The sequence below is a fragment of the Streptomyces sp. JB150 genome (assembly GCF_011193355.1).
Classification (GTDB): Bacteria; Actinomycetota; Actinomycetes; order Streptomycetales; family Streptomycetaceae; genus Streptomyces.
Window position 1 is genome coordinate 5,003,803 of sequence record NZ_CP049780.1, and the last position, 12,434, is coordinate 5,016,236.

At 74.5% G+C, this 12,434-nt stretch carries 10 protein-coding genes; 5 read left to right on the forward strand and 5 right to left on the reverse strand.

All coding sequences use genetic code 11. The features are described from left to right. Nucleotides 1–2,207 (reverse strand): DEAD/DEAH box helicase (locus G7Z13_RS23300; RefSeq protein ID WP_240926325.1); only part of this gene is annotated, 2,207 nt, incomplete at its 3' end. A gap of 528 nt (nt 2,208–2,735) precedes the next feature. Here G7Z13_RS23300 and G7Z13_RS23305 point away from each other — a divergent pair. Next, the gene (locus G7Z13_RS23305; protein ID WP_166002182.1) at nt 2,736–3,497 is read left to right on the forward strand and encodes a ferritin-like fold-containing protein; all 762 of its coding nucleotides are present in this window, start codon (nt 2,736–2,738) and stop codon (nt 3,495–3,497) included. Between the two features lie 165 nt (nt 3,498–3,662). On the opposite strand, the gene G7Z13_RS23310 is transcribed toward G7Z13_RS23305, so the two are convergent. From G7Z13_RS23310 to G7Z13_RS23325, 4 genes are all read right to left on the reverse strand, one after another. Further along, nucleotides 3,663–3,932 (reverse strand): hypothetical protein, encoded by a 270-nt coding sequence (locus G7Z13_RS23310; protein WP_166002183.1) that lies wholly within the window; start codon nt 3,930–3,932, stop codon nt 3,663–3,665. Nucleotides 3,933–4,156: 224 nt separating this feature from the next. Next, the gene (locus G7Z13_RS23315; RefSeq protein WP_073940165.1) at nt 4,157–4,384 is read right to left on the reverse strand and encodes a DUF3107 domain-containing protein; all 228 of its coding nucleotides are present in this window, start codon (nt 4,382–4,384) and stop codon (nt 4,157–4,159) included. Nucleotides 4,385–4,529: 145 nt separating this feature from the next. Beyond that, nucleotides 4,530–5,192: a TetR/AcrR family transcriptional regulator gene (locus tag G7Z13_RS23320; protein ID WP_166002184.1), complete on the reverse strand. Its 663-nt coding sequence runs from the start codon at nt 5,190–5,192 to the stop codon at nt 4,530–4,532. A gap of 197 nt (nt 5,193–5,389) precedes the next feature. Then, nucleotides 5,390–5,614, reverse strand: a complete 225-nt coding sequence (locus tag G7Z13_RS23325; protein WP_166002185.1) for a hypothetical protein — start codon at nt 5,612–5,614, stop codon at nt 5,390–5,392. 253 nt (nt 5,615–5,867) lie between these two features. Between G7Z13_RS23325 and G7Z13_RS23330 the strand changes: the two genes are divergently transcribed. From G7Z13_RS23330 to G7Z13_RS23345, 4 genes are all read left to right on the forward strand, one after another. Next, on the forward strand, nt 5,868–6,857 hold the full coding sequence (locus G7Z13_RS23330; RefSeq protein ID WP_166002186.1) for an alpha/beta hydrolase: 990 nt from the start codon (nt 5,868–5,870) through the stop codon (nt 6,855–6,857). 689 nt (nt 6,858–7,546) lie between these two features. Beyond that, entirely contained in the window at nt 7,547–8,821 is a 1,275-nt protein-coding gene (locus G7Z13_RS23335) for a DUF3152 domain-containing protein (RefSeq protein WP_346767997.1), read from the forward strand. Nucleotides 8,822–9,020: 199 nt separating this feature from the next. Further along, nucleotides 9,021–10,982, forward strand: coding sequence for a DUF3492 domain-containing protein (locus tag G7Z13_RS23340; RefSeq protein ID WP_166002188.1), 1,962 nt, complete (start codon nt 9,021–9,023; stop codon nt 10,980–10,982). Then, nucleotides 10,979–12,343 (forward strand): hypothetical protein, encoded by a 1,365-nt coding sequence (locus G7Z13_RS23345; RefSeq protein ID WP_166002189.1) that lies wholly within the window; start codon nt 10,979–10,981, stop codon nt 12,341–12,343. The genes G7Z13_RS23340 and G7Z13_RS23345 overlap by 4 nt, the downstream gene beginning before the upstream one ends. The last annotated feature ends 91 nt before the right edge of the window (nt 12,344–12,434 follow it).

The window sequence follows — 12,434 nt, forward strand, 5'->3', positions numbered from 1 at the left end:
GTCGCAGCCGCTGCGGTGGGCTCGGCGGCCTTGCGCGTGCGGCGGGTCTTCGGCTTGGCCTCGGTGCCCTCGGCGGTCTCCACTGCCGTCTCGGCCGTGGCGGCGGTCTTGCGGGTGCGCTTCGGCTTCGCCTCGGCCTCCGCAGCCTCCGTCGTCGCGGCGGGCTCGGCGGCCTTCCGCGTACGGCGGGTCCTCGGCTTGGCCTCGGCACCCTCGGCGGTGTCGGCCGCCGTCTCGGCCGTGGCGGCCGTCTTGCGGGTGCGCTTCGGCTTGGCCTCGGTTTCCGAAGCCTCCGCTGCGACCGGGGCCTCCGCCGCCGTGGCGGGCTCGGCGGCCTTCCGCGTACGGCGGGTCCTCGGCTTGGCCTCGGTGACCTCGGTCGCCTCGGCGGTGTCGGTCGCCGTCTCGGCCGCCGCAGCGGTCTTGCGGGTGCGGGTGCGGGTCCTCGGCTTGGCCTCCGTGGCCTCGGCGGTGTCGACCGTCGCCTGAGCGGGGGTATCCCGCTGCTCCGGCTCGGTCACCGCGGCCACCGGCTCGACGGGCGCCGCGGTCTCGACGGCCGGGGCGGCGGTCTCGACCGGCGCCGCCGACTCGGCGGACCGGCGGGTGCGGCGGCGGCGCGGCTTGGCCGGCGCCTCGGAGGCGTCGACGGCGGTGCTCGGGCCCTCTGCGGTGGTCACCGCGGCCTCGGCGGCGGGAGCCGTCGCCTCGGTCGTGGCGGCCTGTCCGGCCGGGGCGCCGCCGCGGGTACGGCGACGGCGGCGCGGCGTGCGCGGCGCGGTGACGGCCTCGGCGGAGCCGGCCGTCTCCGTGGCCTCCGCGGTGGTGCCGGCGGACGGCGCCGGGGCCGCGGCGTCGAGGGGGGCTCCGCCGCGCGTACGACGACGGCGGCGCGGCGTGCGCTCACCGCGCTCCGAACGCTCCCGCTCGGCCGGACGGGACTCGTCGCGGCCATCGCGGCCGTCGCGGCCGTCACGGCGACCGCCTCGGGCGGTGCGTCCGCGGCCACGGCCGCCCGGCTCGCCCAGGTCCTCCAGCTCCTCCGCGTCGAGTCCGGCGCGGGTGCGCTCGGCGCGCGGCAGGACGCCCTTGGTGCCCGGCGGGATGCCGAGGTCCTCGAACAGGTGCGGGGACGTGGAGTAGGTCTCCACGGGGTCGTGGAAGTCCAGGTCCAGCGCCTTGTTGATCAGCTGCCAGCGCGGGATGTCGTCCCAGTCGACGAACGTGATCGCCGTACCCTTGGCGCCCGCGCGGCCGGTGCGGCCCACGCGGTGCAGGTACGTCTTCTCGTCCTCCGGGGACTGGTAGTTGATGACGTGGGTGACGCCCTCGACGTCGATGCCGCGGGCGGCGACGTCGGTGCAGACGAGGACGTCGACCTTGCCGTTGCGGAAGGCGCGCAGCGCCTGCTCGCGGGCGCCCTGGCCGAGGTCGCCGTGGACCGCGCCGGCCGCGAAGCCGCGGCGCTGGAGCTGCTCGGCGATGTCGGCGGCGGTGCGCTTGGTACGGCAGAAGATCATCGCCAGTCCGCGGCCCTCGGCCTGCAGGATGCGGGCGATCATCTCCGGCTTGTCCATGGAGTGCCCGCGGTAGACGAACTGCTTGATGTTCGCGACCGTCGCGCCCTCGTCGTCCGGGGCCGTGGCGCGGATGTGGGTGGGCCGGTTCATGTACCGGCGGGCCAGGCCGATGACCGCGCCCGGCATGGTCGCCGAGAACAGCATGGTCTGGCGCCTGGCCGGGAGCATGTTGATGATCTTCTCGACGTCGGGCAGGAAGCCCAGGTCGAGCATCTCGTCGGCCTCGTCGAGGACGAGCGACCTGATGTGGTTCAGGTTCAGCTTCTTCTGGCCCGCGAGGTCGAGCAGCCGGCCCGGGGTGCCGACGACCACGTCGACGCCCTTCTTCAGGGCTTCCACCTGCGGCTCGTAGGCCCGGCCGCCGTAGATCGCGAGGACGCGTACGTTACGGACCTTGCCCGCGGTCAGCAGGTCGTTGGTGACCTGGGTGCACAGCTCGCGGGTGGGGACCACGACGAGCGCCTGCGGGGCGTCGGTCAGGTCCTCGGGCCGGGCGCGCCCGGCCTCCACGTCGGCGGGGACGGTGACGCGCTCGAGGAGCGGGAGGCCGAAGCCCAGCGTCTTGCCGGTGCCGGTCTTGGCCTGGCCGATGACGTCCGTGCCGGCGAGGGCGACGGGGAGGGTCATCTCCTGGATGGGGAACGGGGTGACGATGCCGACGGCCTCCAGGGCCTCGGCGGTCTCGGGAAGGATCCCGAGCTCTCGGAACGTCGTAGTCAGGGTGCTGCCTCTTCTGTGTGGGCGGTGCGAGGCGAGCGCGGGGGGTCGTGTCAGACCGTGCCGGGGACGTCGGCTGCCTTTACGGGCGGGCCGTGGGGCACGGGACCGCGCCGACGCTCTAGCGCTCGTACCGCTGAGGGTTCCCTCCGATCGTCGTACGCGTAGTGCCGTACGGTCAGGGAGAGCTGTCGGGTCGGAGCCGATCGGGCCACCGACCGGGCATCCTCATACGTGCGGCCTGTCGAGGCACATCGGAATCAGCCGACGTACCAGCAGGCGCATTACCACCATACCCCGGATTCGCGCACATGCGATGGCCGATTCGGTCACGTAGTCGTCGTCACACCGAATCACGCGGTCAGCCAGGTGGCCCCGCGGGTCGTCGTTGTCACACTGAATGACCAGGGACTTCCCCGACGCGGTGGGCGGGCTATTGTGCGCTTCATGACGAGCTCTGACAAGCCTGCGCACGCCGCCGACACCCCCGAAGCCGCCGCTCACACCGGCGTCGCCGCCCAGGACTGGGCGACGGCCGCCGCCGACCCGCAGTACCGGGCCGCGGTCGTAGACCTGCTGGGCGCGCTCGCGTACGGGGAGCTCGCCGCGTTCGAACGGCTCGCGGAGGACGCCAAGCTGGCGCCGACCCTGGAGGACAAGGCGGAGCTGGCGAAGATGGCGTCGGCCGAGTTCCACCACTTCGAGCGGCTGCGCGCCCGGCTCACGGAGATCGGCGCGGAGCCGACCGCGGCCATGGAGCCGTTCGTCGCCGCGCTGGACGGCTTCCACAAGCAGACGGCGCCCTCGGACTGGCTGGAAGGTCTCGTCAAGGCCTACGTCGGCGACTCCATCGCCAGCGACTTCTACCGCGAGGTCGCGGCCCGGCTGGACTCCGACACCCGTGAGCTGGTGCTCGCCGTGCTCGACGACACCGGTCACGCGGACTTCGCCGTGGAGAAGGTGCGCGCGGCGATCGACGCCGACCCGCGCGTGGGCGGGCGGCTCGCGCTGTGGGCGCGGCGGCTGATGGGGGAGGCGCTGTCGCAGTCGCAGCGGGTGGTCGCGGAGCGCGACGCGCTGTCGACGATGCTCGTGGGGGGTGTCGCGGACGGGTTCGACCTCGCCGAGGTCGGGCGGATGTTCTCGCGGATCACCGAGGCGCACACCAAGCGGATGGCCGCGCTGGGGCTGGCGGCCTGAACCGGCGCCCGGGCGCGGGCGTGTTCCCCGCGCCCCTTCCTTCGCCGGCCGTTCCGCCAGCCATTCCCTCCGGCCGGTTCCGCTAGCCGGGATCTCCGTCGCGCCGTCGCCGTCCGTCGCGCCGTCGGTGTCCCGCGCGCGGGCGCGGGGCCGCGCGGCGGCGGCTCAGGCCGTCGCCGAGTGACGGCGGAGTCTTCCCGCGGGGCGCAGCAGCAGCGACAGGGAGGCGACGGCGACCACGGCCGCGCCGATCAGGGTGAGCAGGAAACCACCGGCGTCGAGGGCGCCGCGCGCGAGGAACGCGCCGAAGAGGCCCCCGGCCGCACCGGTCGACAGCACCAGGGGGCGGGCCGGCAGTCGGTGCGGCAGCCGGTGGACGTACGCCCACGCCAGGACCAGGCCGAGGATCGCGGAGCTGAAGGCTTCCAAGAGCATGTAGGGGTCCTCCCACGTGGCCGTCCTGCCCTAACGGTCACAGCCGGTCTTACCCCTGACCTGCGGAATCCAATCCACTCTGTGGAGGGTATGTGTGCTTCCCGCGAAGGCGCGGGCGCACGGCGAGGGCCCGCCGGGTGTGCACCCGACGGGCCCTCGCCGTTGTCTGTCGCGGTCTGCCGCGTCCGCCCTCGCCTGCGGCGCGCGGAAGCCGGCTTCGCGCCTTACAACGCGCCGAAGCCGACCTTGCGCGGCGCCGGCTCGCCCAGCTCCACGTACGCGAGGCGGTCGGCCGGGACCAGGACCTTGCGGCCGTGCTCGTCCACGAGGCTCAGCAGCTGCGACTTGCCGGCCAATGCCTCGGCCACCACGCGCTCGACCTCCTCGGCACTCTGACCGCTCTCCAGAACGATCTCGCGGGGCGCGTGCTGCACGCCGATCTTGACCTCCACGGCTATGTCCCTCCGAACGGTCAGTGTTGCGCGGGCGTCCGCGCCGTACCCAGCACACATTAGCCCGGTGAGGGGACGCGCACGCTCCGCGCGAGAACGCCAGGAGCGAACAGCGGACGGGAACAAACGTGCCCCACCCGTGGCGTCAGTGGTGCGGCTGCTCGCCGTGGTGCTGTTCGCTGTGGTGCAGCGGGAAGCCGGCGATGCCCCGCCAGGCGAGTGACGCCAGCAGCTGCACCGCCTGGTCACGCGGCACGCTGCGGTCGCTGTGCAGCCACGACCGGGCCACCACCTGGGCGAGGCCGCCCAGGCCGGAGGCGAGCAGCATCGACTCCGCGCGGGAGAGCCCGGTGTCCTCGGCGATGACGTCGCAGATGGCCTCCGCGCAGTCGTTGGTGACCTTGTCGACGCGCTCGCGCACGGCGGGCTCGTTGGTCAGGTCCGACTCGAAGACCAGGCGGAAGGCACCGCCGTCGTCCTCGACGTACGCGAAGTACGCGTCCATCGTCGCCCGTACGCGCTGCTTGTTGTCGGTGGTCGACGCCAGAGCGTTGCGCACGGCCTGGATCAGGGACTCGCAGTGCTGGTCCAGCAGTGCGAGATAGAGGTCGAGCTTGCCCGGGAAGTGCTGGTAGAGCACCGGCTTGCTGACGCCGGCGCGTTCGGCGATGTCGTCCATCGCGGCCGCGTGGTACCCCTGCGCCACGAAGACTTCCTGGGCGGCGCCCAGCAGCTGGTTCCGTCGGGCACGGCGCGGCAGGCGCGTACCCCGCGGGCGTGCCGCCTCTGTCTGCTCGATGGCTGTCACGCCGCCTCCCAAAGTCGTCCACATGCGGTGTGCGCCGCGCCGCCATCGTACTTTTCGGTAACCGTGACGCGCGCGGTGCGCCCGCAGAATTTCACGTACCGGACGGTGGCGATAACGGCACAAGAGGTTTCAAACAGGTGCGGAGCGGGCAAAAATCGGCTCCGTTCCTGGTCAGCGGTGCCGCGCGGCCGCGCGGTTCACCGGTAGTCGTCCTCGTCGAGGGAGACCACGCGGGCCTGCTCGACGAGATCCGCCTCGTTCGCCCGGTCGGGGATCACCCCGGTCAGCGGGTCGTCGCGGTCCGGCTTCACTTCCGCGTGCTGCTCCGCCGCGTCGACCTCGGGGGCCTCGACGCCGAACTGCGGGGCTTCCTCCGCCTCGCCGTTGTCGAAGGTCTCGGGGTCGGTGGGGTCTACGGCCATGATGGGCTCCCTTCCTACGAACGTCCCTGGGAAAGCAGGGGCCACACGCGGGTGCCCTCTGTAAGAGCCTAGGAGACACTCGATCAGGACGCTATGCGATCCGCGTCCGTATCGTCACACCGCGCGTCATTCATCTGTCCCCGTTCGCCGGATCTCGGTGAAACCGGGTGTCCCGAGGCGGTGCTGAAACGACTCTGCACCCTGTGACGGCGAACACATGAACCACCACGTGATCACCTCGTAACATTGCCGCATGTCTTCGACCGAGCCCGCCTTCGTGCCGCCCGCCAACGTGCTCCCGAAGGTGGCGCCCGTCCGGGTCGCGGAGGGCGAACGGCTCAGGTCGGTCCGGCTGCCGGGGATCACCCTCTCGGTCCGCTCCCGGCCGCCCGCGCGCGAGGGACTGCCGCCCGCGCTCTACGTCCACGGCCTCGGCGGTTCCTCGCTGAACTGGTCGGCGCTCATGCCCCTGCTGGACGACGTCGTCGACAGCGAGGCCGTCGACCTGCCGGGCTTCGGCGACTCGCCGCCACCGGACGACGGCGACTACTCGGTCACCGGGCACGCCCGCGCGGTCATCCGCTATCTGGACTCCGCCGGCCGCGGGCCCGTCCACCTCTTCGGCAACTCCCTCGGCGGCGCGATCGCCACCCGCGTCGCCGCGGTACGGCCCGACCTCGTCCGGACCCTGACCCTCGTCTCGCCCGCGCTGCCCGAGCTGCGGGTCCAGCGCAGCGCCGTCCCCACGGCGCTGCTGGCGGTGCCGGGAGTGGCCGCGCTGTTCACCCGGTACACCCGGGGGTGGACGGCCGAGCAGCGCGTGCGCGGCGTCACCGCGCTCTGCTACGGCGATCCCACGCGGGTGACGCCGGAGGGCTTCCGCAACGCGGTCGAGGAGATGGAGCGGCGGCTGCGGCTGCCGTACTTCTGGGACGCGATGGCGCGCTCCGCGCGGGGCATCGTCAACGCCTACACCCTCGGCGGGCAGCACGGCCTGTGGCGCCAGGCCGAACGGGTGCTCGCGCCGACCCTCCTCGTCTACGGCGGGCGCGACCAGCTCGTCGGCTTCCGCATGGCCCAGAAGGCGGCCCGCGCGTTCCGCGACTCCCGCCTCGTCACCCTGCCGGACGCCGGACACGTGGCGATGATGGAGTATCCGGAGACGGTCGCCGGCGCGGTGCGCGACCTGCTGGCCGAACAGGCCGCCCGTGACACCACCGAGTCCGCGAACGCGGGGAGCTGAGACGCCACGTGGGACGCCACAGCCGCCGGGGGCCGGCCCCCAAGGACGGGACCACCGGAACCACCGGCGCCAGCGCCAGGGGGACGGGACGACGGAGAGCCGCGGGGACGGCGGCCGAGGCCGCGCCTGCGGGGGAAGCGGGACCTGCGGGGCCTGCGGGGGATTCGGGACCCGCGGGACGCGGGGGGCAGGCGGGTTACTCGGGCCACTCGGGGCTGTCCGGATCCGCGGAGGGGTCGGGGGTTGCCGGGGAGGCGCCGCTTGCCGGGGCATCCGGAGCGCCGGGGGCACCTGGGGCTGCGGGAGCCGCGGGGAGAGCGAGGGCGGTGAGGCCCGGTTTTCCCGACGGGACGCCGCCTCGTGGCGTACCCGGATTCTCCGCCGGCACGCCCGGACAGGGCGTGCCGCGCTTTGTCGAGGGCACGCCGGCTCATGGCGTACCGAGGCTGCCCGACGGGACGCCGGCACGCGGTGTCCCCAGGTTTCCTGACGGGACGCCGGCGCGCGGAGTCCCGAGGCTCGCTGAGGGGACGCCTCCGCGCGGTGTGCCCCGCTTCGCTGAAGGGACGCCTCCGCGCGGTGTGCCCCGCTTCGCTGAAGGGACGCCTCCGCGCGGTGTCCCTCGTTTCGCTGACGGGACGCCGGCGCAGGGTGTGCCCCGCCTTCCTGACGGGACGCCGGCGCAGGGTGTGCCCCGCTTCCCGGACGGCACCCCCGCGCACGGCACGCCCCGTCGCTCCGGTGGCACCCCCGCGCGCGGGGTCCCCCATGTGCGCGGCGGGCACCCCGAGCAGCGGGAAGCCGGCGGAGGCTGGGGTGAGACGGCAGGTCCGGGGGCGCACGATGCCGGGATACCGCCACAGCGGCCGAGCACGGGCCAGGCGGGCCAGGCGGGCAAGGCGCGTCGGGCGAGTCGGGCCGGGGCGGCGGGAAGCGCGCCGGGTGCCACCGGTGGCAGGCCGCGGCAGGACTACCTCGACGCCTTCGCCGCGGACGAGGCGGCCGACGACGTCTTCACCCGCCGTACGCACCGTACGCACGCGGCGGGCCCGGCCGAGCCGGCGGAACGCACGGACGGCGCGGAGCCGTACGCCTCCACCGCCCGCCGGGACGGCACCGGCGGCACCCCGCCCACCGACGCGTCCGCGCGCGGGCGGGGCGGCAAGGGGCGGGCGTTCGCCGGAGTCGCCGCAGCGGCGGTGACCACCGTGCTCGCCGTGGTGGTCGCGGGGCAGGTCGCCGACGGGCAGGAGGGCGGCGCCGTACGCTCGCAGGCCGGAGCCGGCGGGGCGCGGGCGGACCACGACTCCGCCTCGCGGGGCGACGGCCGGCCGACGCCGTCCGGCACACCGACCCCGGTGCCGCTGACGTACGAGCAGAGGATGGCCCGGAAGTACCCGCTGAGCCCGTCGCTGGAGGGCTCCGGGAAGTTCGAGGCGATCCCCGGCATCGACAAGGCGCCGGGGAGGGGCGAGAAGTACACCTACCGGGTGGACGTCGAGGAAGGGCTCGGGCTGGACGGCGAGCTGTTCGCGCAGGCCGTGCAGCGGACCCTCAACGACGACCGCAGCTGGGCGCACAACGGTGGCCGCACCTTCGAACGTGTCCACTCCGGCGAGGTCGACTTCGTGATCACCCTCGCCAGCCCGGGTACGACCGCCGACTGGTGCGCCAGATCGGGACTCGACACGACGATCGACAACGTCTCGTGCGACTCCGCGGCCACCGAACGCGTGATGATCAACGCCTACCGCTGGGCGCAGGGCTCGCCGACGTACGGCGACGAGATCCACGCCTACCGCCAGATGCTGATCAACCACGAGGTCGGCCACCGGCTCGGCTACTCGCACGTGACCTGCGACAAGGACGGTGATCTCGCCCCGGTCATGCAGCAGCAGACCAAGTTCCTGGAACACGACGGGATCCGGTGCGAGCCCAATCCCTGGCCGTATCCACGAAGTTGACGCACGCGTGACCTTCCGTACGCGTGTGATGCCTTAGCGCGACAAACGCGGTCCGCGCGGGAAAGTCACGACCGTTCACCCCTTTTGGTGGCGCGATGGACAACCGTCCGTCGCGCCACCGGCTTGTCCGCATACGTTCGTCCCGCTGCGAGCCGCCGGCCGACGGCGGCTCCCCACACGGGAGATCGGGGGTGCACTCGTGCGCATCGGACTGCTGACCGAGGGTGGCTATCCGTATGTGAGCGGTGATGCCAGGATCTGGTGCGACCGGCTGGTGCGCGGACTCGGGCAGCACGAGTTCGACGTCTACGCGCTCAGCGGCAGCGAACGCCAGGAGGACGAGGGCTGGGTCCCGCTCCCGCCCCAGGTCACCCGGGTCCGGACGGCACCGCTGTGGACGGTGGAGGACGACGGCGTCGTTCACGGGCGGCGCGCGCGCCGGCGCTTCTCGGAGGCGTACGGCGAGCTGGCCGTCGCGCTGTGCTCCGGTTCCGCGGAGACGGTGGTACTGACGCAGGACGCCTGCGCCGTTGAGGCGGACCGTTTCGCCAGCGCTCTGTACGGGCTCGCCGAGCTGGCCCGCGAGGAGGGCGGACTGGCCCGCGCGCTCCGCTCCGAGACCGCCGTCCGCGCGCTGGAGCGCGCCTGTCGCGCGCCCGGCGCGCCCCGCACGGCGCGTGCGGCGCGCGTACCGGATCTGCTCGCCGTCGCCGCACACCTCGAACGCGCCCTGCGCCCCCTCTCGCTCGACTGGTACGAGGACGACGGGCTCGGCTCGGTCGACCTCTGCCACGCCGCCTCCGGCGGTGCCGCCGCCCTCTGCGGACTCCTCGCCCGGCACTTCCACGGCGTACCGCTGCTCGTGACCGAGTACGGCGTGCGGCTGCGGAGCCACTACCTGGACGCCGGCCACCACACCCCGGCCGTACGGGCCCTGGCCGCCGCCTTCCACGGCCGGCTCGCCGCCGAGATCTACCGGCGGGCCGAACGCATCACACCCGGCAACGCGCACGCCCGCCGCTGGCAGGAACGCTGCGGCGCCGACCGGGCCAAGCTGCGCACCGTCTACCCCGGCATGGACGCCGCCCCCTTCGCGGAGGTGGGCGAGGCGCCGGAGGCCGCCGGCCCCGGCACGCTGGTCTGGGTGGGCCGGATAGAACCGGCCAAGGACCTCGTCTCGCTGCTGCACGCCTTCGCCGAGGCGCGCAGGGAGGAGCCGAAGACCCGGCTGAGGATCATCGGCGCGCCCGCCGGAACCGAGGGCGCCGCCTATCTCGCCCACTGCCGGGCGCTCGCCGCGCAGCTCTTCCCCGACGAGGCCGACGGGCCGCACGCCGTCGGCGACAACCCCGTCTCCTTCGAGGAGATCGGTGACCCGGAGGTCCCGACGCGCGCCGAGGCGTACGCCTCCGGCGCGGTGGTCGTGCTGTCCAGCGTCGTCGAGGGCTTCCCGGTCGGCCTCGTGGAGGCCATGTTCTGCGCCCGCGCGACCGTCTCCACCGACGTCGGCGCGGTGGTGGAAGTCATCGGCGGCACGGGGCTCGTGGTGCCGCCGCGCAACCCCAGGGCGCTCGCGGAGGCGTGCGTGGCGCTGCTGCGCGATCCCGAGCGCCGTGCGCGCCTCGGGGCCGCGGCGCGCGCCCGGGCGCTCGAACTCTTCACCGTCGAGCAGAACATCGCCGCCTTCCACGGCATCTACCTGGAGATCGTCGCGCAGTGCCCGGTCCGCCGGATCGTCGTCGACGACAACGGGGAGCCGCTGCCGTTCGCCGTGCCCGCGGAGGCGCGGGTGGCGGGGAGGTGGACGACCGGGGTGGTGGCGCGGGAAGCGGGAGCGAGGGCTGAGGTCGGAGCCGGAGCCGGAGCCGGGCTGGGGGCTGGGTCGGGAGCCGGAGTCGAGGCGGGGGCGGGTTCCAGGGCAGAGGCGCGGGGCGTGGGGGCGCAGGGCGCGAGGGCGCGCGGTGTGGGGGCGCGTGGGCCCCGGTGGGCGGGGGAGTGGGAGCCGGCGCGGGGCGCGGGGGCGGCCTTATCCGCCGGACCTGCGGTGTCGGCCGGATCCGCGATGTCTGCTGTGTCTGCTGTATCTGCTGTGTCTGCGGTGTCGCAGGCGTCGTCGGGCGCGGGTGGGGCGGTCGTGTCTGGCGTGGAGGTGGGCCGATGAGGGACGTCGACCTGGACCGGCCCGGGACGCCCGACAGCCCCGGAGCGTGGGACGCCCGCTCGGAGCAGTGGCTGGCGGTAGGCGGCGTGGCGGCGGACGAGCCGGTGGAGGGCGCCGGTGACGCGCCCGCCGGTCCGCGCCCAGGCGCCGCTTCCGGTTCCGCCGCCTCCGGGGGTGTGGCCGCGGACGGCCGTCCGGGCCGCGCAGGTGGCCGTGAGTCCGCCGTACCTCCCCGCCGAGGGCCCGCCGACCCCGTCAAGGCCCTGATGCACCGTCACCGGGAGCTCTGCGCGCGGGCCGTGGACCCGCTGGAGATCGCGGCCGGTCTGGAAGCGCACGGCATCACCGACCGTACCGCCGCCCGGTTTCGCCACCGGGACGTGTTCTCCCTCGCCGAGGAGATGTTCGCGCGCGTCCCGCGCGCCGCCGACGCGCCGACGCGCCCGGTCGCGGCCGACCCGCCACGGGTGCGCGCGGAGTGGATCGTCCGCAGCCTGCTGCCCGGTGCCGCGGGCGTCGCGACCCTCGCCGGGCTGCGCCTCACCGACGGGCAGGTGCGCCTCGTCGTGGCCGCCGTGGGCGTGGTGACCCTCGCGCTCGCCGTACGCGCCGCCCTGACCCGGGGACCGCTGAGCGCGCACCGTACCCGCCCGAAGTCCCCACCCCCCGCCACCGGCCTGCGCGTGTGGACCTGCTGGCTCCTCGCCTACGCCGTCTTGGGCGACGGCCTGCTGACCGCCGTCGCCACCGGTGGCCCCGACACCCTGCCCACCGGCACCCCGCACTCCTCCTGGCCGGTCGACACGGCCGTCCTGTCGGCCCTCGCCCTCTCCTGCGCCCCCGCCGCCTGGAGCGCGCACCTGCTGACGGCCGGCGCGCGCCGCAGACTCACGGCCAGCCGTGGCCTGGAGGAGTTCGCCGGCGCCGTACGGCCGCTGCTGCTCGGCGCGTCCGCCCTGTACCTGGCGGCCCTGGCCATGCTCCACGCCCTCACGGCCGCCGTCCTGCAGGAGCCCGCCGACCACGCCCGGACCCTCACCCTGGGCGCCCTGCTGCTGCTCGCCCGCCTCCTCGTCGCGCACGGCTTCCGCCACGCTCCGGCGCTGGTCCTGGGCGTCGCGGCGGCGGCCGAGGCGCTGGCCGTCGCCGCGCTGTTCGCCGCCCGCCTGCCGGGCTGCGGATTGCTCGCGCTGCCCGTGCGCGGCCTCCTGGACGGCTGGGGCGCGGGCAGTGTCCCGGTCCTCGTCTGCGGCGCCGGTGCCCTGACCTTGCTGATCCACGCGGGCCGCAGGCTCACCCGCGCCTCGGCGCACGCCGTGGCGCAGGCGCCGGCTTTGGTCGTACGGGACGACCGATGCTGACCGCCGTCGACGCCATGGCCGCCGGCTCCGCCGCCTCCGCCGCTTCCCCGGCGTCGGAACGCCTCGGCCGTCCCGCATCCGGCGCCGCACC